19 protein-coding genes are annotated in these 25,689 nt (G+C 63.8%); 16 read left to right on the plus strand and 3 right to left on the minus strand.

Going from position 1 to position 25,689, the window contains the following annotated elements:
- Positions 1-11 precede the first annotated feature (11 nt).
- On the minus strand, positions 12-1,772 hold the full coding sequence (locus tag HZB53_19390; GenBank protein ID MBI5879816.1) for a 2-oxoacid:acceptor oxidoreductase subunit alpha: 1,761 nt from the start codon (positions 1,770-1,772) through the stop codon (positions 12-14).
- 325 nt (positions 1,773-2,097) lie between these two features.
- Here HZB53_19390 and HZB53_19395 point away from each other — a divergent pair, with 325 nt between their 5' ends.
- The 3 genes from HZB53_19395 to HZB53_19405 all read left to right on the plus strand — a co-directional run bounded on the left by HZB53_19395 (position 2,098) and on the right by HZB53_19405 (position 6,252).
- Complete coding sequence (locus HZB53_19395; GenBank protein ID MBI5879817.1) at positions 2,098-3,543, plus strand: aspartate ammonia-lyase; 1,446 nt, start codon at positions 2,098-2,100, stop codon at positions 3,541-3,543.
- A gap of 196 nt (positions 3,544-3,739) precedes the next feature.
- The gene (locus HZB53_19400; GenBank protein MBI5879818.1) at positions 3,740-5,656 is read left to right on the plus strand and encodes an acetate--CoA ligase; all 1,917 of its coding nucleotides are present in this window, start codon (positions 3,740-3,742) and stop codon (positions 5,654-5,656) included.
- 263 nt (positions 5,657-5,919) lie between these two features.
- The gene (locus HZB53_19405; protein ID MBI5879819.1) at positions 5,920-6,252 is read left to right on the plus strand and encodes a ferredoxin family protein; all 333 of its coding nucleotides are present in this window, start codon (positions 5,920-5,922) and stop codon (positions 6,250-6,252) included.
- Between the two features lie 76 nt (positions 6,253-6,328).
- On the opposite strand, the gene HZB53_19410 is transcribed toward HZB53_19405, so the two are convergent.
- Positions 6,329-7,660, minus strand: coding sequence for a DUF4147 domain-containing protein (locus HZB53_19410; protein ID MBI5879820.1), 1,332 nt, complete (start codon positions 7,658-7,660; stop codon positions 6,329-6,331).
- Between the two features lie 31 nt (positions 7,661-7,691).
- On the minus strand, positions 7,692-8,510 hold the full coding sequence (locus HZB53_19415) for a 1-acyl-sn-glycerol-3-phosphate acyltransferase (protein ID MBI5879821.1): 819 nt from the start codon (positions 8,508-8,510) through the stop codon (positions 7,692-7,694).
- A gap of 412 nt (positions 8,511-8,922) precedes the next feature.
- Between HZB53_19415 and HZB53_19420 the strand changes: the two genes are divergently transcribed.
- The 13 genes from HZB53_19420 (at position 8,923) to HZB53_19480 (ending at position 25,625) form a co-directional block, all read left to right on the plus strand.
- A complete protein-coding gene (locus tag HZB53_19420) occupies positions 8,923-9,456 on the plus strand; it encodes a nitroreductase family deazaflavin-dependent oxidoreductase (protein ID MBI5879822.1) in 534 nt (177 codons plus the stop codon).
- A gap of 73 nt (positions 9,457-9,529) precedes the next feature.
- Positions 9,530-10,231, plus strand: a complete 702-nt coding sequence (locus tag HZB53_19425) for a response regulator transcription factor (protein MBI5879823.1) — start codon at positions 9,530-9,532, stop codon at positions 10,229-10,231.
- Positions 10,228-11,304, plus strand: a complete 1,077-nt coding sequence (locus HZB53_19430) for a sensor histidine kinase (protein MBI5879824.1) — start codon at positions 10,228-10,230, stop codon at positions 11,302-11,304. The genes HZB53_19425 and HZB53_19430 overlap by 4 nt, the downstream gene beginning before the upstream one ends.
- 657 nt (positions 11,305-11,961) lie before the next feature.
- Positions 11,962-12,513, plus strand: a complete 552-nt coding sequence (locus HZB53_19435) for a pilus assembly protein (GenBank protein MBI5879825.1) — start codon at positions 11,962-11,964, stop codon at positions 12,511-12,513.
- Between the two features lie 5 nt (positions 12,514-12,518).
- Complete coding sequence (locus HZB53_19440; GenBank protein ID MBI5879826.1) at positions 12,519-12,911, plus strand: pilus assembly protein; 393 nt, start codon at positions 12,519-12,521, stop codon at positions 12,909-12,911.
- 21 nt (positions 12,912-12,932) lie between these two features.
- Entirely contained in the window at positions 12,933-15,113 is a 2,181-nt protein-coding gene (locus tag HZB53_19445; GenBank protein ID MBI5879827.1) for a VWA domain-containing protein, read from the plus strand.
- 232 nt (positions 15,114-15,345) lie between these two features.
- A complete protein-coding gene (locus tag HZB53_19450; GenBank protein MBI5879828.1) occupies positions 15,346-19,263 on the plus strand; it encodes a DUF11 domain-containing protein in 3,918 nt (1,305 codons plus the stop codon).
- A gap of 380 nt (positions 19,264-19,643) precedes the next feature.
- Complete coding sequence (gene cpaB / locus HZB53_19455; protein ID MBI5879829.1) at positions 19,644-20,420, plus strand: Flp pilus assembly protein CpaB; 777 nt, start codon at positions 19,644-19,646, stop codon at positions 20,418-20,420.
- Between the two features lie 14 nt (positions 20,421-20,434).
- Positions 20,435-21,841 carry a response regulator gene (locus tag HZB53_19460; GenBank protein ID MBI5879830.1) on the plus strand — a complete coding sequence of 469 codons (1,407 nt, stop codon included), beginning with the start codon at positions 20,435-20,437 and terminating at the stop codon, positions 21,839-21,841.
- Positions 21,842-21,905: 64 nt separating this feature from the next.
- Entirely contained in the window at positions 21,906-23,345 is a 1,440-nt protein-coding gene (locus HZB53_19465) for a CpaF family protein (GenBank protein ID MBI5879831.1), read from the plus strand.
- Positions 23,346-23,372: 27 nt separating this feature from the next.
- Positions 23,373-24,329, plus strand: a complete 957-nt coding sequence (locus HZB53_19470; GenBank protein ID MBI5879832.1) for a type II secretion system F family protein — start codon at positions 23,373-23,375, stop codon at positions 24,327-24,329.
- Positions 24,330-24,345: 16 nt separating this feature from the next.
- Positions 24,346-25,278, plus strand: coding sequence for a type II secretion system F family protein (locus HZB53_19475; protein ID MBI5879833.1), 933 nt, complete (start codon positions 24,346-24,348; stop codon positions 25,276-25,278).
- Positions 25,269-25,625 (plus strand): DUF192 domain-containing protein, encoded by a 357-nt coding sequence (locus HZB53_19480; protein MBI5879834.1) that lies wholly within the window; start codon positions 25,269-25,271, stop codon positions 25,623-25,625. Before HZB53_19475 ends, HZB53_19480 begins: the two co-directional genes overlap by 10 nt.
- Positions 25,626-25,689 lie beyond the last annotated feature (64 nt).

The following is a 25,689-nucleotide window of genomic DNA, read 5'->3' on the forward strand; positions in this document are numbered from 1 at the left end:
CTCTCCCCCTCTTATTTCAGTCGCGCATGGGCTTCGCGAATGGCCGCCATGATCTCGCTGGTCAGGAACGGCACACCGCTATAGCTGTTGACGTGAGTGAACGGAATCAGATACTTGGCCTGCAGCATCTCGGCGAACTGGCCGGAGAAGTTCATCTCCGTCACCAGCCGCTCCTGCTTGCCCTTCAGGAACTCGGCCAGCTTGTGCTCCGGCAGGGGCTGGATCACCTTCGGGAAAAGCGCGTGTACCTTGATGCCTTCGGTGGCCAGGTCGATGACGGCTTCACGCACGGGGCCGATGACCGAGCCCCAGCCGAGGATGCCGATCGTCGACGACGGATCGCCGAACTCCTCCCACAACTCGTTCTTCTCGACGTACTCGACGGCAGCCTCGAGCTTGCGGGCGCGCTTGCGCATGTTCTTGGCGTGCAGCTCCGCGCTGAAGGCCGGCGCGCCGCTCGGGAAGTGCTCCAGGCCCTCGGCGGTGTACTGCCCGCCGGCCTGGCCCGGGATCGACATCGCAGAGACGCCGTTCGGCGTGTCCACATAGCGTTCGTATCCGGCGCCGTTGGCTGCCTTCGGGTCCCAGACCAGGCGCGACTCATTCTTGACCTTCGACACGTCGAACGGGGCCACGGTCTGCACGCGCACGGCCATGTCCTGGTCGGACAGCACGATGACCGGCGCCTGGTAAAGCTCAGTGAGATTGAACGCATGCGGAACGATGTAGAAGCAGTCCTCGACGCTCGTGGCCGCGACGACGAAGCGCGGGGAATCGTCGTTGCCGCCGTAGCAGGCCAGGCGCAGGTCGCCCTGCGAGACCTTGGTCGGCATGCCGGTCGAGGGCCCGACGCGCTGCACGTCAACCACCAGCAACGGCGTTTCGGTCATGCTGGCGTGGCTGATCATTTCGATCATCAACGCGAGGCCGGGGCCGGAGGTGGCGGTCATCGCGCGCTGGCCGGTGAACGAGCCGCCGACCGCCATGCCGCATGCGGCGATCTCGTCCTCGGCTTGAATCATCGTACCGCCGATATGTGGGAACTCGGCCGCGAGGAATTCCATGATCTCGGACGCCGGGGTGATCGGGTAGCCGGCCATGAAGCGGCAGCCCGACGCGATGACGCCCATCGCCAGCGCCTGGTTGCCGGAGACGATGATGCGCTCGGCGCGCTTCTCTTTCGGCAGCGGCAGGTGGAAGGGCGGTTCCTTGCCGACCGCCTGCTCAATGTACTCGAAGCCCTTCTGCAGCGCGTCGAGGTTCACGGCCAGTGATTCCGCGGCGCGACCATGACCGAGGCGCTTGGTCACGCTCTGTATCGCGATATCCATGTCCATGTCGAACAGCTTGACGAGCGCGCCGACGGCGACCATGTTGTAGCCGCGGGCGAAGTTAAGCGACTTCGCGATGTCATGCATCGGCACGCCGATGCGGCGATGGCGGTGGCCGGTCGTTTCCACCTGTAGGTCGTTGCTGTTGAATACCAGCAGACCTTCCGGCTTCAGCATCTTGTAATAGCGCTCGAACGTCTCCTCGTCATATGCAAGCAGGACATCGAGTTCATCACCCTGCGCAGTGAGGGGCTCGAGCGCGGCGCGCATCTGGTACATGACGTGCCCGCCCTTGATTTCGGCGGGAATGGTGCGGGTGGTGTAGACTTCCAGCCCGGCCCAGGCGGCCATGTAGGCGAAGATTTCGCCCGTCGCGACGATACCGCCGGCGGCCGAGTCGCCGCCAACGCGCAAGACCAGGTCTTGTCCGACGTGTGGCATAAAGGTTGCACTCCTAAGATTTGTGACGGGAAGCACAAATTGTGATGGTGCTTCGCTCCGGTTGCAAACGAGCTGCGTAATAGTTTAGGGCGTCAACAATTATACTCATCTAGCAAACAATCGACAAACCACTTTTGGCCAGCCCGCATCAATCGCACGTGATCAAACACTAATAAATACGGGCAAACGATGTATTTGCACGCTTCGCCGTGGGGTTGCGCCGTCTGTCACAATTATTGCGGGACAATTGTCACTTGACCATGCCGGCCAATCCGCTTAGGCTTGTTCAGCATTGTCCCTCAACTTCCCCAAGGAGCCCCCGTCTATGGACTATCGTATAGAAAAAGATTCTCTCGGCGAGTTGCAGGTTCCGGCCGATGCACTCTACGGTGTTCAGACCCAGCGCGCGGTCCTGAACTTCCCGATTTCCGGCATGCGCCCGTGGCGGGCCTTCATCTGGAGCATGGCGGCCATCAAGAGCTCGGCGGCCACCGTGAACCGCGATCTGGGTTTGCTCGACGCCAGGAAGGCCGAAGCGATCGTCGCCGCAGCGGCCGACGTCATGGCCGGCCAGTACGACGCGCAGTTTGTGGTGGACCCGGTGCAGGCGGGCGCGGGCACCAGCCACAACATGAACGCCAACGAAGTGCTTGCCAACCTGGCGACTGAGAAGCTGGGCGGCAAGCGCGGCAACTACATCGTCAAGCCGAACGACGATGTGAACATGGCGCAGTCGACCAACGACACGATCCCGACGGCGATCCGGCTTGGCTGTCTGTGGCGCGTCGATGAGTTGCTGGCGGCGGTGGACGCGCTGGCGGCGGCCCTGCAGGCCAAGGCCGTTGAGTTCGACGGCATCGTCAAGTCTGGGCGCACGCACCTGCAGGACGCCGTGCCGATCCGGTTGGGCCAGGAGTTCGGCGGCTACGCCAAAGCGGTGGCGCGCGACCGCGAGCGCATTGCCCGCGCGGCTGAGGGGCTGCGGCGCATGCCGATCGGCGGCACCGCGACCGGCACCGGCCTGAACGCGCACCCCGATTACCACAAGGGCATGGTCGCCCAGATGTCGAAGCTGACCGGCATCAAGCTGTACGAGTCGGACAACCTGTTCGAGGGCATGCAGAGCCAGGCCGACGCGGCCGACTTCTCATCGTCGCTGCGCGTGCTGGCGATCACTCTGGTGCGCATCGCCAACGACTTCCGCCTGCTCTCGTCCGGCCCGACGACCGGCCTCGACGAGATCCGCCTGCCGGCCGTGCAGCCCGGCTCGTCGATTATGCCTGGCAAGGTGAATCCGGTGCTGGCCGAGATGCTGGACATGGCGATGTTTCACGTGCAGGGCTGCGACCACACGGTGACACTGGCGGCGCAGGCCGGCCAACTGGAACTGAACGTGATGATGCCGATCATCGCGCACAACCTGTTCGAGGCGATGCAGGTCATGATCGGCTCGATCAAGGCGTTCACCGAGACGTGCGTCAAGGGCGTGGTGGCGCAGAAGGCGAAGGCCGAGGGCTGGCTGGCGAAGAACGCCATCGTCGCCACCGCGCTCAACCCGCTGATTGGCTATATGTCGGCGGCCGAGCTGGTGAAGGACGCCATGAAGCGCAACATGACGATCCGCGAAGTGGCATCGGAGCGCATCGCGCGCGGCGATCTGAAGAATAAGGACAACGGCACGCTGATCACGGTGGCCGATATTGACAACGTGCTCGGCGACATCCGCAAGCTGACCGAGGGCGGGCTGGGCGGCCCGGCCGGCGGCGGGTAGGCGAAACGGCGCGTCCCTCTGAGCGGCAAAAGACGCCGTCGAATGGGGCACGCAGTAAAGCTACTGTAGACCTCGCGGGTTTCCAAAACCCGCGAGGTCTTTGCGTTTATCGCGCGCCAAACCTATAATTCGGGCATTATCGTCTGGCCCGGCTGCGCTTTGGCTCGGCCATACCTCACTCGCCAGGAGACTGCCCATGGACCTGATGAACCCGCTCGTTCGCCGCTGGAAACAGGATGCGACCGACAACCCGGATGCGTTCTGGGGGCGCGCCGCCGAGGCGCTTCCGTGGTTCCGCAAGTGGGACTCGGTCTTTGACTGGCAGTACCCGACGTTCAAGTGGTTCTCCGGCGGCCGCACCAACATCGCGTACAACGCGCTCGACCATCACGTGCGGCGCGGCTGGGGCGGGCACGCGGCGCTGATCTACGCCAGCGAGCGCGGCGAGCGGCGCGTGTTCACGTACGCGCAGTTGCTGCGCGAAACCGAGCAGATCGCGGCGGCGCTGCGCGGCATGGGCATCCAGAAGGGCGACCGGATCGCGATCTATATGCCGACCGCGCCGGAGGCGATCGCGCTGATGCTGGCCTGCCTGCGCATCGGCGCGATTCACATCGTCGTCTTCGCCGGATTTGGCTCCGGCGCGCTGGCCGACCGCATCAAGGCGAGCGGCGCGCGCCTGTTGTTCGCTTCCGATATCACCTATCGCAAGGGCAAAGATGTGCCGCTGAAGGGTCTGGTGGACGCTGCGCTCGACGCGGGTTGCGACGGCATCGAGCACTGCATCGTCAACCGGCGCTCCAGCGCCGACGTGGCCATGAAGGAAGGCCGCGACATGACTTGGGATGCGTTCCTGTCGAAGGGGCAGGGGCAGGATAGCGGCTATGTTGAGATGGAATCGAACGAGCCGGCGTACATTCTCGCGACATCCGGCACGACCGCCAAGCCGAAGCTGGCGATCCATACGCACGGCGGCTACCAGGTGCACATCCATAGCATGGGCCAGTGGGTCTTCGGTCTCAAGTCGACCGACGTCTGGTGGTCGACCTCCGACATCGGCTGGGTCGTCGGTCACTCGTACATCGTCTATGCGCCGCTGATCACCGGCTGCACGAGCATCGCCTACGAAGGCTCGCTCGACTACCCGGATGCCGCGACGTTCTGGCGCATCGTCGAGGAGTTCGCCGTCACGGGCGTGTTCACGTCGCCGACGGCGGTGCGCCTGCTGATGCGCTATGGCGAGGAGTTGCCCGCCCGGCATAGCCACGCCTCGCTGGAGCGCGTGTTCTGCGCCGGCGAGGTGCTGAATGCGCCCGCGTGGGAGTGGCTGCAGAAGGTCGTGCTCAAGGACCGCATCCCGGTGATCGACCACATGTGGCAGACTGAAACGGGCGGACCGATCTTCGGCAACCCGTACGGCATCGCCATGCTGCCGATCAAGCCGGGCTCGGCGACCCTGCCGCTGGCCGGCATCGAGGTCGAGGTGGTGGACGCCGACGGCAAGCCGTGCCCGCCGAACGAGAAGGGCATCATGGTCATCAAGCGCCCGTTCCCCGGCCTGACGGCGGCGCTGTGGGGCGAGCCGGAGCGCTACGGCCGCGACTACTGGAGCCGCATGGAAGGCGTGTACTACACCGGCGACTCGGCGCACATCGATAGCGACGGCTATGTCTGGTTCGCCGGGCGCGCCGACGAGATCATCAAGATCGCCGGGCACCGGCTTGGCACGATCGAGGTCGAGACGGCGCTGCTGAAGAACCCGGCGGTGGCCGAGGCGGGCGTGACCGGACGCCCCGACCCGCTGCGCATGGAGGTCATCTCGGCGTTCGTGGTGTTGAAGGCGGGCCGCCAGCCGTCGGAGGCGCTGAAGAAGGAACTGCTGGACACGGTGCGCACCGAACTGGGGCCGGTGGCGGTGATCGGCGAGTTGAACTTTGTAAACGGGCTGCCAAAGACGCGCAGCGGCAAGATTATGCGCCGCGTGCTGAAGGCGGTGACGCTTGACAAAGACCCCGGCGACATTACGACGATCGAGGATGAAGGTTCGGTTTACGAGGCGCGGCACGCGTGGGAAGTCATGCGCGTCGAACTGGAAGACGCGACGAAGCGGTAAGGGCTGGAGCTCCCTCAGTCGGCGTCGGCGCGGTTCGTGAATCGCCCGGCGAAGATGGACGAGCCACCGATCCGCACGCTCGGACAAACTTGAAACCTGTCCTTGCGTCCTGGGCCAGGTTTGCCGAGGCGGTCTGAGACCGCTGCGCTCAGGCCGACGCCCGACGCTCGCGACGCTCGAAAAATGTTGACAGCGCTGTTGAATTGTGATTAAATAGACGCCGAGCTGCAAGCGTTAGATACTAACAAGGAGAACAATCTTCTATGGCTGTGTTCATCATCGCCGAGCCCTGTGTGGCCGTCAAGGACGCTGCGTGCGTCGACGTCTGCCCGGTCGACTGCATCTATGAGGGCGCCGACAAATACTACATCAGTCCCGATGAGTGTATCGAGTGTGGCGCGTGCGAGCCGGAGTGCCCGGTCGATGCCATCTTCGACGCCGACAGCGTGCCGGCGCAGTGGCAAAACTACATCGGCATCGAGAAGGACTTCTTTACCGATCGCGAAGGCACCGAAGCGCTCGTGAAGAACATCATGGACTCGCTCGATCCGACCAACCGGCCGAACGACCGCCGCCGCGCCGACGCGAAACACTAGTTCGCACTGGTATAGAAACAAGACGCCCGGGAGTTGTTGCTCCCGGGCGTTTTGGTTTCCGCGCGATGCGGTCTCGCTATTGCACGAGCATAATGGCAACGTCGTTGACGTTGGTCAACGTGGGGCCCGGCTGCACCTGCCCGTCGAGCGCCGCAAAGAACGCGTGCGAGTCGTTGTCGTCGAGCATCGCCTGTGCCCGCAGGCCGCGTGCCCGCGCGCGCCGCAGCGTCTCGCCATCGCAGATCGCACCGGCAGCGTCGGATGTGCCGTCGCCGCCGTCGGTGGCGGCACACAGCATCGTCACCCCGGGCACCCCATCCAGCGCCAGCGCCGCCGCCAGCGCCATTTCGTGATTGCGGCCGCCGCGCCCGCGACCGCGCACGGTGACGGTCGTCTCGCCACCGGCGAGCAGGCACCAGCGCTCGCCGGACGCGCGGCGCTCGGTGCGCTCGCGGGCAATGCCGGCCAGCACACGCCCCGCTTCCCGCGCCTCGCCCTGCAAGTAGGTCGTCAAGACCTCGGTGTGATAGCCGAGCGATGCCGCGTGCGCCGCCGCGGCGTCGATGGCGAGCCGGTTGCTGCCGACGACTACGTTGCAGACGCCGTCAAACAGCGGATCGCCGGGTTTGGGGGTGTCAGGAAGCTCGCCCGCCGCGCCGCGCGTCAGATAGCGGGTCACCGCCTTCGCGTCCGGTTGCTGATCCAGGCCGTAGCGGCGCACGATGTCCAGCGCGTCCGAAAATGTTGACGGGTCGGCCGTGGTTGGCCCCGATGCGATCGACGACAGATCATCACCCACGACATCGGACAGGATGAGCGCGGCCACGCGGGCCGGGCGCGCGCGCCGCGCCAGTTGCCCGCCCTTCAGCAGCGACAGGTGCTTGCGCACGGCGTTTAACTCCACGATGGTGGCGCCGCCGAGCATGATGCCGCGTGTCACGGCGCGCAGATCGTCCAGCGACAATCCGTCACCCAGCGCCTCCATCAACGCGGAGCCGCCGCCCGACAGCAGGCACAACACGACGTCCCTTGCACTTCGGTTGCTCACCTGGTCGAGCATCGCTTGCCCTGCGGCCAGGCTGCGCGCATCGGGCAGCGGATGCCCCGCTGCGCGCACCTCCACCCGGCCGGTCGGAACCAGATGGCCGTCCTTGACGGCGATGACGCCGCCGGCGATCCGGCTGCCAAGCGCAGCCTCGGCCGCACGCGTCATGCGCGCGCTGGCTTTGCCGGCGCCGACGACGAAGATGCGACCGTCCGCCGGGAGCGCCAACCGGTGCGGCCCGACGACCAGCGTATCTCCATCGAGCCGAAGTGAGCGGCTCACTGCGGCGTACGAATCGGCGGCGGCGAGCGCCGCATCGAAAATGGCGCGGGCATCAGAAGTGCTTGTCATCGGGGTCACCATGGCCCTGGCAAATCCAATCGGCTGTTGCGGTTCAGTGCGCGCCAGCGGGAAGGCGTTCTGCATAATAGCCGCGTAGATCAGGCGGCAGCAGCAGCGCGACGCGTCCCATTATCTCTTGCAGCACCCACTCGTCGAACGCAGCCTTGTCTGCGGGCGGCGGGCCGCCCGCCGCTCGCACATCCGGCGGCGAGAACAACTCGCCCACGGCGACGCGCAACCGGTCGCCCTGCACAGATAGCCCGAAGGGCAGGAACGGCATGCCGGCGGCGGCCAGCAGCCACAAGAAGCGCCCTGCGCCGGGTGGCGGCCGCTGCATCACTCCGCCCGGCGTGTCGCCACCTTCGGGCGCAATGCCAATGATATCGCCCGAGGTGCGCGCGCACCGGGCCGCGTCCAGTATCTGCCGCATGGAGCGCGCGCGCTGCCCGGCTTCGGCCGTGCCGAGCGCGACCGGTTCCATGCCGAGGTACCCGTACGCGCGAATAATGCGGCCGACGACAAACGCGCTGCCAGCGCCGATAGTCGCGCGCTGCCAGCAGTTGTCATACGTCCAGTGCCGGGCGACAATCATGCGCGGCTCGTGCGGCGCGTGCCCGCGCCGCCGATCGCCGATGGCGTGGCACAGCGCCATCGCAAACCACCATGACGGAATCTCCGGGCGGTGGCAGTGGTTCATGACCGCGATGAACGGCTCCGCCTGCGGAATACGCTCGGCGTTACAGACGAGCGGCGTTGTGCCGACGGCCGCAAACGCCGCTCGAAAGTCGGCGTACGACGACCGGCGGCCGAACAGGAAAGACGGCGTGCGCGCGATGATCATGCGCGGTGGAAAGCTGTAACGGATAGGCATGCAGCGCTGATTCTATCGCAAGCGGCGCTGGCTGTGCAAACGGCGGCAAGAACATCAGCACTCGGCTTGCCACCCAGGGTCTCTTCAAAGTCGGATTTGCCCTCTCCCTAACCCTCTCCCGCGACGCGCTGGTCAGCGGCTTCGTTGTGGCCTGGCCTCACGTCAGGCCATGCTTAACGTGCAGCGGCGAGAAGCCGCTGCACAGCGCCGCTGACCGATAAGCGCGGCGGGGCCCGACGCCCCGCCGCATCGCCGGCGTCGCAGGCGAGGGGATTGACTCCTTCCCCTGTTCGCTGCAGTTGCGAACGGGGGAAGGTAAGGATGGGGGCAGCGCGCGCTTGGACTTTGGAAAAGCCCTGGCTTGCCACCGCCGCGAGTTGACGCGTTTGTCGCCCACCGATACAATGGCCGCATGGAGCAAAATCGTTACGGTATGTTGCACCGGGCGGTGCAGCGGCTGGCCGCCACGCCCTGGGGTGCGGCACTGGTCGCGCCGGTGCTGCATCTCGGTGACCGCGCCGCGTTCAGGTTGAGCGGAGGCCGCTGGACCTTGACGACTGCCCTGACTGGCTTGCCCGTGGCGCTGGTGACGACCACGGGAGCCCGGACCGGATTGCCGCGCACGCTCCCGTTGCTGTGCGTGCGGGTGCAACCGAACGACGCCAATTTTGCGTTGATCGGTACGAACTTTGGCCGCGCGCGCGTCCCCGGCTGGTGCTACAATCTGCGCGCTGACGCGCGTGCCAACGTGCTGGTCGACCGGCAACCGGTAGCGCATGTCGCGCACGAGGCGCGCGGCGACGAGTACGACCGCTATTGGCGCGCGGCCGAGCGGACCTATGCTGGATATCGCGCCTACCGCGCGCGAGTAACAGGCCGGCCGATTCCGATCATGGTGCTTACACCTTGCGCCCCGCTGGTCAGACGCACCGGGACGCATTGCTGACGTTTGCCCTACGCGCCCAAAAGATGCTATACTCTCAGGCAGCCTTATCCCGCGGTTGCCAAGCGATGCTGCCATGACTACGGATGCGCCCAAAATCAAAATTCTGATTGTCGACGACCATCCAATGGTCCGCCATGGGCTGCGGCGCATTCTGGAGCGCGAGAAAGACATGGAGGTCATCGGCGAGGCCGCCGACGGTCTGATCGCGGTGACCGAAGCGCAGCGACTCATGCCGCAGATCGTCCTGATGGACGTGAGTCTGCCGGGCATGAACGGCCTGCAGGCCACGCGCGAAATCCGCCAGATTGACGATGGACCGTCCGTGATTGTGCTGACTGCCTACATCAATGATGCGCAATTCCTGCATGCCCTGCGGGCTGGTGCGGCAGCCTGCTATGCCAAGGAAGTGATGCCGCACGAACTGATCGGCGCCATTCGCATGGCATCGCAGGGCCAGTTCATCATTGAGGGCAACGCGGTCACCGAGAAGCAGGCGCACGCCTGGCTGTTGCAGAAACTGGCCGCGCTGAGCTCGGCCTCAGTTGATTTCCCCGAAGATTCGTTTGTCCCGTTGTCCTCGCGCGAAATGGAAATTCTCCAGCAGATCGGGCGCGGCCAGAGCAATAAGGAGATCGCCAAGGAACTTGGCATCTCGCGGCAGACCGTCAAGAACCACATGACATCCATTCTGCGTAAGTTGTCGGTCGAGGACCGCACGCAGGCGGCGCTGTATGCGCTGCGCCAGGGTTGGATTCGCCTCGAGGACACGGTATGACAGAAGCGGTCATCCCGTTGGCGCTGGCGCCCGGCGATGTGCTGGGTAAACTGCGCGCCGAACTGTCGCGCCTGCAGAATACGACGGGCGAGATCGACCTGCTGCTGCGCCAGAGCCGCGGCGAGGTTGAGACGCTGACACGGCGCGAGGTACAGCTGATCAACCGGCAGCGGCAGATTCAGTCCAACATCGACAACTACTCGCGCACAGAGATCTGGGAGGTCTTCGAGACTGCGCGCGAGGCGCAGATGCGGCTGTTCATGATGCGCTCGCAGGTGGAGCAACTGGAGAACCGCCGCCAGGTGATGGACACGTACGCTGCGCAACTCCAGGCGGTGGTCAAAGACATCGAGATGCTGGCGCCGCCGGAGCCCGCGCCGGGCGCCGCGCCAGTCAAGCGCACCACCGGCGGGCTGTCCGCACTGCAGACGATCATGCGTATCATCGACGCGCAGGAGAGCGAGCGCCAGCGACTGGCGCGCCAGATGCACGATGGCCCGGCGACGGCCTTGAGCAATCTGGTCCTGCAGGCCGAAGTCGTCGAACGCCTGCTGGCGGCCGATCCGCAGCGCGCGCGCGAAGAGATGAGCGCGCTTAAAGGCTCCGCGACGGGGACATTCCAGCGCATTCGCGGGTTCATCTTTGACCTGCGTCCCATGATGCTGGACGACCTCGGACTGTTCCCGACGTTGCGGCGTTATGTGCAGGAGTTCCAGAACAATACCCAGATCAGCACTGAATTGACCATCATGGGCAAGGACCGCCGCCTGCCCAGCCACATCGAAGTCGTTATCTTCCGGATCATCCAGGAGCTGCTCATCAATGCGCAGCGACATGGCAACGCCGGGCACATCGAAATCAACCTCGACGTCGGCGAGATATTCGTCAACGCGTCGGTGGTTGATGACGGGACCGGTTTTGACGTTCAACATGTGCTCTCCGATGTGCGCGAGCGCAAAACGCTCGGCATCGGTAACATCATCGAACGGGTGGAGATGCTCGGCGGCGAGGTCCACTTCGACAGCGCATTGGGGCGTGGCACACGCGTCGGCTTGCGGCTGCCAGCCACATAGTGCGCATAAGCGCGCGATTTGTTCCCCCGCTAGTACCGCAAGGCTATTGCTCCCCAGTACAAACGTGCTAATATGTAATCCGTAGTGTGGATGGTCCGCAATTGCATGCCCGGCAATTTCCATAGTTGCGGCCGGCGTCTTGATCAGTCGGCGACCGTTGCGATCGCCAAGGAACTCGCGGTCTGCGCAGTAAAGCGCGGCCGCGAGTCTCCTTTTCTAGCCCTCCTTCTTAACCCACCGCGTTCCGACACCTACAGCTAGTGCCCTGGTTCCGCAGGGCACGGATTAACCTGCTGGGGCGTCACTTTAGATGCATTTCCGCCGCGAAGTCGAACGCTCCACGTGCAATGTCGTCCGAGGAAACCGTGAAACGCAACGTCCAGGCGCACATTGCCGCATTTGCCGGGTCAAAGGCGCAGAGCAATGGTCGGCCAGCTCGCTAGCGAGGCTGCTCAAGACAGTAATGTGCAACTTATCATTCCTATGGGTGCTCGGTACTATTGTAGCCGAAGTCCGAACGCGTATACTGGTATGCAGGTAGGATGGTATTGCGACCCATCGTCGATCGGAGTTACTTGACGAGCAGTTGACGACGGACGCGGACGGCACAGCGTCGGCGCAGAACGTGACACCTGCCGGCCTTACAGGGAGCCAGTAATGAACGCCAAGCGGAAGGTGAGCATGTTGCAACACGACGAGCAGCGTGGGCAAAGCATCGTCGAGGTTGCGTTCAGCCTCCCGTTTATTCTGCTCATCCTGCTGATGATCATCGAAATGGGGATTGTGTTCAGCACATACCTGGGTGTGGTCAATGCGGCGCGCGAGGGAGCGGTGTTCGCGTCGATGTATCCGCAACTGGCGGATGCGTCGTGCGCCAGCCAGCCGCAGCCGAATTGCACGGGCACCAACGACGGCTCATCGTATGGCGGCAACAGCGTTACGCTCTGGGAAGAGTATTTCAATCGCGTCGCCAACGAGTCGTTTGTCGCCGTCGGCGAGCCGATGCGCGCGCAACAACTGATCAAGTCGCAGACGTTCCTGGTGGAACGCCCGATCGCGCCGAGCGCGACCATCGGCTCGGGCATCACCGTCACCGTGCACTACACCCTGAGCTCGTTCAGCAGCGGCATGTCGTTTCCATTCTTTGATCGGCTTGGCCTGCCGTCGGTCTATCACGTCCACTATGCAGTTGCGATGCCGATTCGGTGATCACCATGAAGAAACCAATCCGGGAACCCGGCGCGCGCGGTCAGGCGTTCGTAGAATTCGCCCTGACCTTTCCAGTTATTCTGATGGTGTTGACATTCGTCCTGGGGTTTGCGGTGGTGTTTTACTCGTATGTGACGATGCAAATGGCCGTGCGCGAAGGCACCAACTCGATTGTGCACAACCCGCGGCAAACTACGACACAGGTGCAGGATACGGTGCGCGGCTATCTGGTCACGCTGGATCCGGGCCAGTTGACCGTGGTGGTCGAACCATCGGATCCCAGCAGTTGGGTATCCGGCGCCCAGGTATCCGTCTCTGGACTATACAATGTTGTGCTGCCGGTTCCGGCACTCGGAACCTTCCAACTACGGACCGTATCGGTAATGACGATCGAGTAATGCGTGTGTGAGGCACATCCTATGAACCAGACCAAGCGCTCCAATCGACAAGCAGGGCAATCGCTCATGATCATTGCCGCCGGGATGGTCGCTCTGTTGGCCATGGTGGCGGTGGTGGCCGATGCCGGCAACGATTACGTACAGCGGCGTCAATTGCAGAATTCGCTCGACGCGGCAGCCGAGGCGGGCACGCTGCAGCTGGTCGTCTCGGGCAGCCGCAATGGCGATGTCTCCGACGCCGTGCGCAGCTATGCGGTGCGCAACGGTACGGCGTCGGCCGACGTCACCGCCTACTATGTGGTACAGGACACGACCGGCAACAGCATCGTCGTGCGCTCCGGAACGATCGACACCTACGGCCGCAACAATCCAGTGCCGGCGACCCTGACGGTCAACGGCGCCAGCTATCCGGTCGTTGGCGTGCAGGTCGAAGCCAACCGCGTCTTCAACACCTACTTCGCGGGGCTGGTCGGTTTCCCGACGTTGCAGGTCAATGGCGGCTCGGCGGCGTACGCCAACAAGGGCGTCTGCTCATCAGGCGGCATGTTCCCGATGGCCGTCAATGTGACGACCTTCCGCGATGAGAACGGCGACGGCATCCGTGACATCCACACCGAGCAGGCGGACCCGACCTTCACCTACCAGATCTTTGAGAAGGATGCCGGCCAGCAGAACGCGCCCGGCAACTTCGGCTGGCTGACGTGGACGGCCGGCGACGTCAGTGCGGCCACGCTGGCCACTAATATCGCAGACACGAGCCGCAGCGGCCGGTGGGCTGTCGGCGATAACATCCCCGCGGCGACGGGCGCCATGAACTCCAGCAGCGTCCGCAGCGGCGTGCAGGACTACATTAATGGCAGCAAGGCGGGCGTGGCGGTCACGATCCCCATCTTCGACACCGTGTCGGGATCCGGAGCGAATGCCAGATACCATATTGTTGGCTTTGCACGCTTCCGCCTGGTCAGCATGGACTCGACGGGCAACCCCAAGTCGATCACCGGCAAGTTCCAGCAGTGGGTCGATCCGACAGCGGAAGGCGGCTGCGCCAGCTTCGGCGTCGCCAGCGTCAAGATTCGCCCACCGGTCAGCGTCACGCGCTCGCTCGTTGGCACGGTAAAGCTGCAGAAGTTGACTTTGGTGGGTCGTGTCAGCCAGACCACACAGCATGTGCCGGTGGACGTGGTCAACATCCTCGATACCTCGGGTAGTATGGGTGATCCGTTCGGCAGCCAGACGAAGATTCAGGCGGCCAAAGCGGCCCTGACGAGCTTCAATAACAACATGCAGCCGACCGTGGGCGACCAGGTTGGGTTAGTAACCTATCCGCTGATCCAGAATGGATCCCGGTATAACTACAGCTGTACGCAGAGCGGCAGCACGAACAGCTATTACACCGCCAGCGTGCGGAACTCGCTAACGAGCAGTGTGTCCACGGTCAATGCGACCATCAACAGCCTCAGCCCGAACGGCTATACGCCGCTGGCCGCCGGTATCCAGCAGGGCCGGCAGACGGTGCTGGGCGCCGGTCACCGCGCGGGCAGCGTGGCGATCATGATCATCGCGTCCGACGGGTTGGCGAATGCCCGCATCAATGGACAGATCACCGGCTTCAATGGCATGGCGTTCAGCAGCGTAGCGTGCAACTCCGGCGCCGAACAGGACGCGCTCGACCAGGCCAACATCGCCAAGGCCGACGCCAACGGCGACGGCCTGCCCGACGTGATCATCTACACGATCGCGGTCGGAAACAACTTCAACCCGGCATTGCTGCAGGCGATTGCCAGCCGCGATACGGACCCGAGCCGCCCGCATTACTTCCGCGCAACCGATGCCGCGTCGATGGCCTCCATCTACGCGCAGATCGCCAGCCAGGTGCAGACGATTGCCAGCGAATGCCGCATCATCAGCACCGACGCCTTTGCTCCGAACGCGGCGCTGACGGTGCGCTACCCGAGCGGCTCGACCCAGAACGTGCAGACCACGTCGAATGGCGAGTTCGTGTTGAACAACATCGAAAGCGGCACCTACCAGATTACGGGCGCTTCGGTGACGGTCAACGGCCTGACGTACAACGCGCCGACCGATGGGGTGGGCGGCGCCGACCTGAGCTTCCCGCTGAACGTCGTCGTGGGCACCGGCAGCGGCACGTATAAGACCGACTTCGCGTTGAAGACCACCAGCAGCATCACCTGCAATCAGTAGCCGGTCAGGGCTTGCTGTAACGGGCGGGAGGACATGGCAGCGTGTCCTCCCGCGTTTTATTTTCCATCGGCCATCGCAACCGTTGGATCAGCCAGGCGGGCGTGAGACCCATGCGCGTGACCCCGTCCATGGATTGACCGGCCGCAACGGACCGATGGTATACTTGATTCGGCGGGCCGGCTCGCGCAGCGTGTGCGGGCGCCCGCGCTACTCCATGCTCGGTGGAGGACACATGTTCGGTACACAACGCAATCTAGGGCGCTCGTCCGCCTTGCGGCGCGTCGCGCGCGTGATCGGCGCGGGGATCGCATTGGCGGCGCTGATGATCGTTGCGTTTGAACTGGCTCTGCATGCGCAGGCCGGCGCTCCATTCTGCCTTAACAATTCCTGCGTGCTAATCGACACCACGGGCGAGGATTTTGCGTCCGGCCAATTCTACCTCACGGGTGTGCGCAATGTGGGTGACGGCGAGATTCAGTTGCTGCCGATCGGCATTACGTCGAACTGGGTGACTGATACGCAAAGCCTGCCGGACGCGCGCGCCGAATTGGCGGCCGTCATCTACCGCGACAACGTCTTGGTCATAGGCGGCTACGACGGACTGTTTGCCGAGCAAACGACGATCTTCTCGGCCACCACGGCGCTGGCCGGGGGCATTACCGCGCCGGGCTGGCGTACGCTCGATAACTTGCCCAACCCGCGCGCCAGCATGGCGGCGGTGATTTCGCCGACGGCGAGCGGCGGCATTCTGTACGTTGTGGGCGGGTCCATCAATAGCGTATTTACGTCGAGCATAGTATATCGGGCATTTGACGGCAATGCCGTTCCGAGCGGCGCGTGGGCTTCGGCATCGATGTCGAATGCTTTGGTCTATCCGCAGGCGGTGGTGCATGGCGGAAACCTGTACGTACTGGGCGGCCACGATCTGTACAACAGTTTCAGCAGCATCTATCGCGCCCCGATCAATGCCGACGGCAGCCTGGGCAGCTGGGTGCTCGAGACAAACGGCATTCCGGATGTGGGCGGGAATGCGGGGCGTTATTCATTTGGGGCGGCCACATTCTCCAGCGGCACAGGCACGGACTACATTTACATTGTCGCGGGGCAAGCCGGCTCCCCGCCGAATTCGTCGGTGGCGGTGTCCGCGGTGTTTTACGCGCAGTTTAACAACGACGGCTCCATAGGCGCTTGGACGACGGCCAACTCGCTGAACAAAGCTTTTTCCGCGCATGCCCTCGTTCAAGGCGGCGGCCAACTGTTGGTGACTGGCGGCAGCGAAGGGATCGGCACCTCCCAGGCCATCACGGCCGTGCAGTCGGCGCTGATCGATGAGAATAACGGCGCCTTGCGCGACCTGGGCGGGGGGCGGTTCTGGATTGTGTCAAGCCCGTTGGCGGAGCCGCGTCTGTATCACGCGAGTGTGATCAACAGCGGCGGCCAGGTCTATGTGCTGGGCGGCTACAATACGTCCGGCGTGCCGCGGGCGACCGTCTACCGCGGCTCCGCGGCCGGCATTGGCAATGCGTACGCGCCGGCCGGGCACTATGAATCGCGGATGATCAACTTCGGCGGCTCGTACCAGCTTGGCACGCTCAAGTGGAATACAACGGTTGCGGCCGGGCACACGGAAACCATGACCATGCAGTACCGCATCGCCGCCACACAGAGCGCGCTCGACGCGCAGCCGTGGACGTCGATCGGCCAGGCCGCGGCCGGCTCCGACATCACCAATACATACGTGTTCCCGGGCGGCCAATTCGGCAACTACTTCCAGTATCAAGTGGTCATGACGGCCTCGGCGCCCTATACACGCTCACCGGCTCTGAACCTGGTGGAATTGCAGTACAGTGCCAACGGTCCCGACCTGCAGGTGTCGCAGTCCGATGGTTTCAGCACGGCGATCCTCGGCCAGGTGCTGACCTATACGATCGTCTACACAAACAATGACGTGCGCACGGTGCCGGGCGTGGTGTTGACGCAAACGCCGCCGATCAGCACGACGTTTATCGGCGGGACCGCCGGCTGGGCCGCGCATGGCCAGTACTACCTGCTCACCCTCGGCACGGTCGGGCCGCTTGCCACCGCCACGGCGACCTTCGTCGTGCAGGTGACGGGCAAGCCCGCCAGTGGCGTGATCAACAGCGTGGTCGCGATCGGCTATGACGGCTCACTGGGCTTGGATCCTGATCCGGTGAACAATGCGTCCATCGACAGTGACAGCGTCGCCGTCGTTGACCTGTATGGCAGCACCGACGACTTGCGCAGTTCGATTGTCGTCAGTTCAACGAACTTCTACACGGTATCGTACGGCAACAGCGGGCAGTTGACCGCAAGCGGCGTGGTAGTGACGAGCACGATTCCGCAAGGCTCTCGCTACGTTGGCGGGCCGCAGTGGACGAGTCTGGGCGGCAACATCTTCGTCTTTGATGCGGGCACGCTCACGCCGGGCAGTGTCGGGGAGACGCCGTTCACGGTGTACATCAGCGGTACCTATCCCCTCTACTTACCGTTCACACATACGGTCAGCATTGGCTATAACGGTGCGCAAGGGCCGGATGGCGATCCGGCCAACAACGTCTATCGCGACGTCGACAACGTCGTGCCTGGCGGCTCCGACCTTTCCATTTCGCTGACTGATCACCGGCTGGCGGTGCTTCCGAGTGATGTCCTGACCTACACGATTTCCTACATCAACAAGGGCGGGTTCACGGCGCTCAACGTCATGCTGACCGAGACCGTTCCGGCCAATACGACCTTCGTCGGACCGGGTGGTTGGAATCTGAGCGGCGGGGCCACGTATACCCGGACGGCGAGCAATGTGTCCGCCGGGGAAACTTTCTCCACGACGTTTGTGGTACAGGTCAATCCCGCGGCTCCGCTGGGGCCGATCACCAATACGGCACGCCTGGGCGCCGATACGGAGTCGGCGTTGGTGCAAGGCAATAACGTCGCGGTCGACGTCGACGTCGTATCGAGCAGTCGCGTTGACATGGTCGCCGCGATCAGCGACGGCCTCTCGACCCCGCGCGCCGGGCAGGTGTTGACCTATACGATCAACTACTCCAACAACGCCACGAGTGCGGCATCCGGCGTCGTACTCACGGTATCGCTTTCGGCCGGGCTGGCGTATACCGGTTCCGGCTGGACGCCCGCTGGCGGCGGTGTCTATTTTCAATCGATCGGCAGCGTGGCCGCGCTCGGAAACGGCGCGCGCGCCTTGTGGGCGCAGGTCGATCCATTAGTTGCCGCGGGCACGTATATTAGCGCCTCGGCGGCCGTGGACTTTGCAGGACTGGATGCCTTTCCAGACAATAACCTGGCGCTCGACGTCGACTACATGGCCGGGCCGCACATGGTGCTGGTCAAGGATGATGGCGCGGCAGTGGTGCAACCCGGGCAGGTGCTCACCTATGTGCTCACCTACCGGAACTCAGGGGCAACGCTCGCGACGGGTCTCGTGATCACCGAATCGCCGCCGGCGGCCAATGTGTCGATCGTCGACACGACCGGCTGGAATGCCGGCGCCGGCATCTACACGCGCAGCTTGCCGTCGCTCGCGCCTGGCGCCCTCGCCAGTGTAAGCTTCGTGGTACAGGTTCTGCCTGGAGCCGCCAACGGCTCGCTCATCACCAACACGGCAACGGTTCGAACACCGGCCGATTCCGATCCGCTATCAACTGATGGCGCGTTCCGCGATGTCGACTTGGTTTCAACCGCCGGCGCGCCGGATATCCGCATTACGGGCGCCCGGATTGCCTCGGGCTCGGTCCACGCATTCGAACCGACGGCACTGGTAGTGACCGTCACGAACGCGGGGCCGGTTGGAACGGGGACGTGGTTCTTCGTCGACCTCTACGCGGACCAGGCGCCGCTGGCTCGCACGCAGTTGGGTGATCTTGGCGCACCGCCGTACTATATCGTTGACGCGCTCGGCGCCGGCCAGACCGTGACGATTACCTATGCCGTAACATTCAATCGAGTGGGCCAGAACGATCTATACCTTCAGGCCGATACGTGCGATTACCCAGGCAACTGCGCAGATCCGTCGTATGGCCGTGTCGCAGAATCGAATGAGGCCAACAATATACTTGGCCCGATCCAGGTTACGGTGCTTCCCGGTCGCCTGTTCCTGCCGATTATTGCGCGCTAATTCGCCGAAGCGCCGACAACTCGACGCTGTACCGCAGGTTACGGCCTGGGCTCGGACGGTTCGCGACGGCGTTGCTCGACTTGTCGGCCTTTGCGCCCCCGCGCGGAGCCAGAATTAGGGCGAATAGCACTATGCAGTGAGTCCCATTTCTACTGAATACGTTCGGCAGACTGCAATTTGCCCTAGTTTTCCGTCGATTGAAATCGGTGCCGATGCTATCCGGGACCGTTTGGATGGAGGTAGCCAAACTTCAGCCTATTACCTGAGTGCTATTGTGCGGGGGTATGAATTCGTGTACAATGTTGCCAGTTAAGCACTTATGTTTACATAAAACGTCTTGATGGAGGCGTCTCATGCGGCGTGGTGGTCAGGTACTCATTATGCTGGGGCTCGTTCTCGGAGTCATCACCGGAGGCGTCATCTGGTTGTTGCTCAGTCAGGGCGGGGGAGGAGGCGGCGCGACCCCCGTGCCGCACACGACACGTGTTGTAATTGCACAGCAAAACATTGTGCAATTCGCAACAATCCCGGCGGCCGCTGTCACGCTGTATGACTGGCCGGACGATGTGCCGGTACCGCCCGGTTCCCTTACGGACATCAGCCAGGCAACGGGCAAGATGTCGCGGACTCGAATCGCGATCGGCCAAATCCTCGTGCGCGACATGATCGCCGACAAGAAAGAGGAAGAGACTCGCAAGGGCGTTGGGTCCGACGCGGCGCTCATCATTCCCAAGGGCAAAGTCGCCGTGGCGTTCCCGGTCAGCCAGATTTCCGGGGTGGCGTCGGCGCTGCGCGAGGGGGATTTTGTCGACTTGATCGTATCCTATGACCTGGTGCCACCCGCCGGGCAGGTGCTCTCGGGATACACGCGCCGGCAGATTACGCAACTGACGCTGCAAGATGCCGAAATCCTGCGTGTCGGGGCGTGGAATGCCGCGGCGACGGCGGACAATAGCGGGGCGGGCGCGCCCAGCCTGACGTTCCTCGTCAACCGGCAGGATGCGCTGGTGTTGAAGTTCCTGCGCGAAACTTCTGCTGAAGTTCAGTTGGCACTGCGGGCGGCCGGTGATCACGAGATCGTGCAGACGGAGCCGGTCATTGTCGAGTATATCGACCAGCGCTTCAACTTTACGGGCTCGCTTGTGGGCCGCAAGTAACCGAACCGATTACCATGAGCGAAAGCACCGGCAAGATACGGGTCCTGATCGTTGACGATAATCCGGACACGGTCACCAATCTCAAGAAGCTGCTCTATTTCGAGAAGGACGTTGAAGTCGCAGCTACGGGCGGCACGGGCGATGACGCCGTCCGGTTGGCGATCGAGCACCAGCCGGATGTGGTGTTGATGGACATCAACATGCCCGGCATGGACGGCATTGCCGCCAGCGAGCAGATTACGCGCCAGGTGCCTGGCACACAGATCGTAATCATGTCCGTGCAGGCCGAGCCGGACTATCTGCGGCGGGCTATGCTGGCCGGTGCGCGCGAGTTCTTGATCAAACCGTTTAGCAGCGAACAACTGGCGAACACTATTCGCGCAGTGGCGAAGCTGGGCGGCGAACAGCGAGCCGCCGCCCGGCAAGGCGCCGCGACCGGCACGCCGCCGGCCGGCTCAACCACGGACAACCGCGTTTCGGCGACGCCGGCGCGACCGGCCGGACAGGTAGTGTCCGCGGCAACGTTACCACCGCCGGCAGGCGAGCGCACGATCACGGTGCCGCCGGCCAGGACCGTGGCGCCATACACGCAGGCGCCCGCCAGCGCACCCGCCGCCCCAAGCGTGCCGCAAGGCAAAGTGCTGGTTGTCTTCAGCGCCAGCGGCGGGCTGGGTCGCAGCACGCTGGCCGCCAATCTGGCCATTGCGCTGAAAGAGGAGACGCGTGGGCGCGTGGCGCTGGTCGATTGCAGCTTGCGCTTTGGCGACGTCGGCGTGCTGCTCAACCTGACCAGCCAGCAGACGATCGCCGAAATCGCGTCGGCCGAAGGCGGGCCCGATCTGGAAATACTTGCCGATCTGATGGTCTCGCATCCGTCGGGCATCAAGGTCATGCTGGCGCCGTCCTCGCCGGAACTGGCGGAACTGGTCACGGCGCCGGCGGTGCGGACGATCCTGACTGCGCTGCGCGCCAAGTTTGACTATATTGTGGTCGATACGTTTGCATCGCTTGACGAGGTCACGCTCAATGTGTTGGATGTGGCCGACCGGATTCTGCTGCTGACGACCAGCGAGATTCCGGCTATCAAGAATACCAAACTGTTCTTTGAGGTGACCGAGGCGCTCAAGTATCCGGCGGACAAGACCTTGATGATCCTGAGCAAGCATGACCCGCGCAGCAGTATCACGGCGCAGGATATCCAGGCCAGCATCAAGCACCCCGTCTATGCGGTCATCGAGCGCGACGACCGCGCGACAACCCAGGCCGCGCAGATGGGGCAGCCGTTCGTAATCAATCAAAAGAACTCACTGGCGGCGCTTTCGATCGTACGACTGGCCAAGCTGCTCGTGCGACCGGCAGCCGACCCGGCCGGAGAATCGGCCAGGGCGCAACCGCAGCAACGACGCGGGTTGTTCCGCTAGGACCGGCCTGCTGGGCGACCGGCGGGTTGCCTGTCGCCGCCCAGCGGGCACGCGGGGAGTAAGCATGTCACTATTGAAACGCATTGAAAAATCGGTTCAGACGACGCCGGGCGGCCTGACGCCCGTCCCGGCGGGCGCCAACACGGCGTCCGTCGATGGCGGCGGCGTGGATGGCAGCGCGTCCAAGCTAGATGAAATCCGCTTGCGGCGGCAGGCTGCCGCGCCGGTTCGCGACGCCCAGCGTGAGCTGAAAGAGCGCATTCACGCCCGCCTGATCGCCGAGCTCGATCCCAAGCTGGACGTCAGCAAGACCGAAGAGGTACGCCGGAGCCTGGAGACGCTGTTCAACGCGGCGGTCGAGGAAGAAAACGTCCCGATGAACCGCGCCGACCGTGCGAAGTTGTTCGAGCAGATCGTTTCGGACATACTTGGGTTTGGCCCGATCGAAGTGCTGCTGGGTGACGAATCGATCACCGAAATCATGGTCAACGGGCCGAAGACGGTTTACATCGAGCGGGCCGGCAAAGTCGAGAAGTCGTCGGTGCAGTTCGAGAACGACTCGCACGTGATGCGGATCATCGATCGCATCGTGTCGCCGATCGGCCGTCGGGTCGATGAGGCGCAGCCGTATGTCGACGCCCGCCTGCCGAATGGATCGCGCGTCAACATCATCATCCCGCCGCTGGCCCTGCGCGGCCCCACGGTCACTATCCGAAAGTTCTTCAAGCGGATGCTGACCGCCGAGCGCCTGGTTGAGATGGGAGCGATCTCGGCGGAGGCGATCGAGCTGCTGAAGGCGTGTTGCTTCGCGCGCCTGAATTTGGTCGTGTCGGGCGGCACGGGCACCGGCAAGACGACGTTCCTGAACATGTTGTCGTCGTTCATCCCGTCCGATGAGCGCATCATCACGGTCGAGAACGCGGCCGAGCTGCAGTTGCAGCAGGATCACGTCATCACGCTGGAGTCGCGTCCGCCGAACATTGAAGGCAAGGGCGAGGTGACGATTCGCGATCTGGTCATCAACACGCTGCGCATGCGTCCCGACCGCATCATCGTCGGCGAATGCCGTTCGGGCGAGGCGCTCGACATGCTGCAGGCGATGAACACCGGCCACGACGGATCGATGACGACCTTGCACGCCAACAGCCCGCGCGACGCGCTCTCCCGCCTCGAGACAATGGTGCTGATGGCGGGCATGGACCTGCCGGTGCGCGCCATCCGCGAGCAGATTTCGGCGGCGGTCGATGTGGTCGTCCAACTGGAGCGCATGCGCGACGGCACGCGTCGCACCGTGGCGGTAACCGAGGTGCAGGGCATGGAAGGCGACGTGATCGTCATGCAGGACGTCTTCAAGTTCGAACAGTACGGCATCGAGAACGGCAAGATCATGGGGCGGCTGCAGCCGACCGGCATTCGCCCGAAGTTCACGGAAAAGCTGGAAGCGTCGGGCATCCAACTGCCGCCCGAGGTCTTCGGCTTTACCGGAGACCGGCGGCGGCGTTAAGCGGCCACCGCGGAAAGCGTCCAGCATATGGAACTGGCCCCGATAGGCGTGGCGTTGTTGTGCACGATTTCGATCGTGATCATGTTTGCCGGTGTCGCACGGTACGTGTTTAGCTCGAACGCAATCGGCGACCGGCTGGACCGTTTTGCTTCGCGCACCGGCGGAAGCGACACGACGCCGGTGCAGGAAAAAAAAGGCAAGCTGGCCGACGAGATCGACAAAGAGCTGTCCAGGCGCGGCCAGTCCAACGACCTGATCGTGCAACTGGCGCGCGCCGATCTGAAGCTGACGCCGGGCGAATTCCTGCTGATCAGCTTCGCGCTCGTCGCCGGCGTGGGTCTGCTGTTCTACCTTATCTTCCGCCAGCCGTTCATGGCGCTGCCGGGCGGCGTGCTGGGCTACTTTTTGCCGCGCGTCTACCTCGGCTTCCGGCAGGGCCAGCGCCGCAAGGCGTTTGCTTCCCAACTGCCGGATGCCGTCGCCCTGCTGGCCAACTCGCTGCGCTCAGGCTACAGCCTGTTGCAGTCCATGGAGTTGCTGTCGCGCGAAATGCCGCCGCCCATCGCCGGGGAGTTTGGACGGGTGGTGCGCGAGATGGGGCTCGGCCTTGACATGGAAGCGGCGATGAACAACATGGTGCGCCGCAACGCCAATGACGACCTCGATATGACGGTGACGGCAATCCTGATCAACCACGAGGTGGGCGGCAACCTGTCGCAGGTGCTGGAAATCATCGGGCATACGATCCGCGAACGCATTCGCATCAAGGGCGAGATCGGCGTGCTGACGGCGCAGCAGCAAAGCGCCGGCTATCTGGTCGGCTCGATGCCGTTCATCCTGACGATGGTGCTCTTTGTTTTGAACGGCGACTACATGGGCGAGCTGTTCCGCAGTATTTGCGGCATGATGCTGGCATGCACCTCGTTCGGGCTGGTGGGTCTGGCTTTTGTGCTGATTCGCCGCATCGTGAATATCGAGGTCTAGCTGGCGGAGGATCGTTGTGTTACCCATCCTTGTGGCCTTGCTGGCGTTTGCTGCGGTATTGATGGTGTTCATCGGCCTGGCGCTGCCTGGCCGGGCCGACCCGCTGCAGTCGCGCCTGAACCAGTTTGGCACGCGCGTGCGTACGCTCGACGAAATCGAAATGGAGCGGCCGTTCTCCGAGCGTGTCGGGCGCCCGATGCTGCAGAGCCTTTCAGGGTTGGCGCTGCGTTTTGCGCCGCGCGCCAATGTCGAGGGTATGCGCCTTAAGCTGGAGATGTCGGGCAACCCGTACAACTGGTTGCCAACCGATTTTCTGGGCGTGCGGACGCTGGCCGCCGTGGTCTGCGCCGTGCTGCCGCTCGGGCTGATGCTCGTGAGCAAGGCGCCGTTTGCGCAAGCGGTGCTGTATGCCACGGCGGGCGGCGGGCTGGGTTTCTACCTGCCGGTGCTGTGGCTCAACCGGAAAATCGCGGCCCGTCAGAAGACGATCCAGCGATCCCTGCCCGATGCGCTCGACCTGCTGACGATCAGCGTAGAGGCCGGCCTGGCGCTGGATGCCGGCCTGGCGCGGGTGGCCGAGAAGATGGATAACGAGTTGGCGCGCGCCTTTGGCCGGGTCAACAGCGAAGTGCGCATGGGGCGCTCGCGCAAAGAAGCGCTCAAGGACATGGCGGAGCGCGCCGGCGTGTCCGACCTGAGCAACTTCGTGACCGCGCTGATCCAGGCCGAGCAGTTAGGCGTCAGCATGACCAAGATCCTGCGCGTGCAGTCCGAGCAGATGCGCATCAAGCGCCGCCAGCGCGCCGAAGAAGAAGCGCACAAGGCGCCGACCAAGATGAGCGTCGTGCTTGTACTGCTGCTGATTCCCGGCCTGTTCATCGTCATTCTGGGCCCGACCATCCCGCGCCTGTGCCGCCAGTTTAATATGCTGCCGGGCCTGTGCGGGTAAGCATTCGCAACCGCACGCGCGGCTCGGTGGTCGCCGCCGGTGCGGCCGAGGCGACCGGCTTCGCCGACCGCTTGCTGGGACTGATGGGTAGGCCGGCTTTGCCGCCCGGCGGCGGGTTGGTGCTGTACGACACGAACTGGATTCACATGTTTTGGATGCGCTTCCCGCTCGATTGCGTGTATATCGACCGGCGCGGCGTGGTCGTTGGCCTGGAGCCCGGATTGCGCCCCAACACGCTGGGCAAGCCGTTCTGGCGCGCCTGGGCCACGCTGGAACTGCCCGCCGGGGCGATTGCCGCCAGCGCCACGCAGGTTGGTGATCAGTTGGAGCTTGAGCCGCAACCGTAATCGTGCCCTCTGCATGACGCAGCCCAAAACGCCCCGCCGATTACGCGATCTGGCGGGGCGGCCC

It is taken from the genome of Chloroflexota bacterium (genome assembly GCA_016235055.1).
In the GTDB taxonomy this organism is placed as follows: domain Bacteria; phylum Chloroflexota; class Anaerolineae; order JACRMK01; family JACRMK01; genus JACRMK01.

Coding starts and splice junctions, on each gene's coding strand:
- HZB53_19445 (MBI5879827.1), top strand. CDS start 12,933: ATGAACCAGACCAAGCGCTCCAATCGACAAGCAGGGCAATCGCTCATG.
- HZB53_19410 (MBI5879820.1), bottom strand. CDS start 7,660: ATGGTGACCCCGATGACAAGCACTTCTGATGCCCGCGCCATTTTCGAT.
- HZB53_19430 (MBI5879824.1), top strand. CDS start 10,228: ATGACAGAAGCGGTCATCCCGTTGGCGCTGGCGCCCGGCGATGTGCTG.
- HZB53_19425 (MBI5879823.1), top strand. CDS start 9,530: ATGACTACGGATGCGCCCAAAATCAAAATTCTGATTGTCGACGACCAT.
- HZB53_19465 (MBI5879831.1), top strand. CDS start 21,906: ATGTCACTATTGAAACGCATTGAAAAATCGGTTCAGACGACGCCGGGC.
- HZB53_19390 (MBI5879816.1), bottom strand. CDS start 1,772: ATGCCACACGTCGGACAAGACCTGGTCTTGCGCGTTGGCGGCGACTCG.
- HZB53_19395 (MBI5879817.1), top strand. CDS start 2,098: ATGGACTATCGTATAGAAAAAGATTCTCTCGGCGAGTTGCAGGTTCCG.
- cpaB (MBI5879829.1), top strand. CDS start 19,644: ATGCTGGGGCTCGTTCTCGGAGTCATCACCGGAGGCGTCATCTGGTTG.
- HZB53_19450 (MBI5879828.1), top strand. CDS start 15,346: ATGTTCGGTACACAACGCAATCTAGGGCGCTCGTCCGCCTTGCGGCGC.
- HZB53_19460 (MBI5879830.1), top strand. CDS start 20,435: ATGAGCGAAAGCACCGGCAAGATACGGGTCCTGATCGTTGACGATAAT.
- HZB53_19420 (MBI5879822.1), top strand. CDS start 8,923: ATGGAGCAAAATCGTTACGGTATGTTGCACCGGGCGGTGCAGCGGCTG.
- HZB53_19400 (MBI5879818.1), top strand. CDS start 3,740: ATGGACCTGATGAACCCGCTCGTTCGCCGCTGGAAACAGGATGCGACC.
- HZB53_19415 (MBI5879821.1), bottom strand. CDS start 8,510: ATGCCTATCCGTTACAGCTTTCCACCGCGCATGATCATCGCGCGCACG.
- HZB53_19470 (MBI5879832.1), top strand. CDS start 23,373: ATGGAACTGGCCCCGATAGGCGTGGCGTTGTTGTGCACGATTTCGATC.
- HZB53_19440 (MBI5879826.1), top strand. CDS start 12,519: ATGAAGAAACCAATCCGGGAACCCGGCGCGCGCGGTCAGGCGTTCGTA.
- HZB53_19405 (MBI5879819.1), top strand. CDS start 5,920: ATGGCTGTGTTCATCATCGCCGAGCCCTGTGTGGCCGTCAAGGACGCT.
- HZB53_19435 (MBI5879825.1), top strand. CDS start 11,962: ATGAACGCCAAGCGGAAGGTGAGCATGTTGCAACACGACGAGCAGCGT.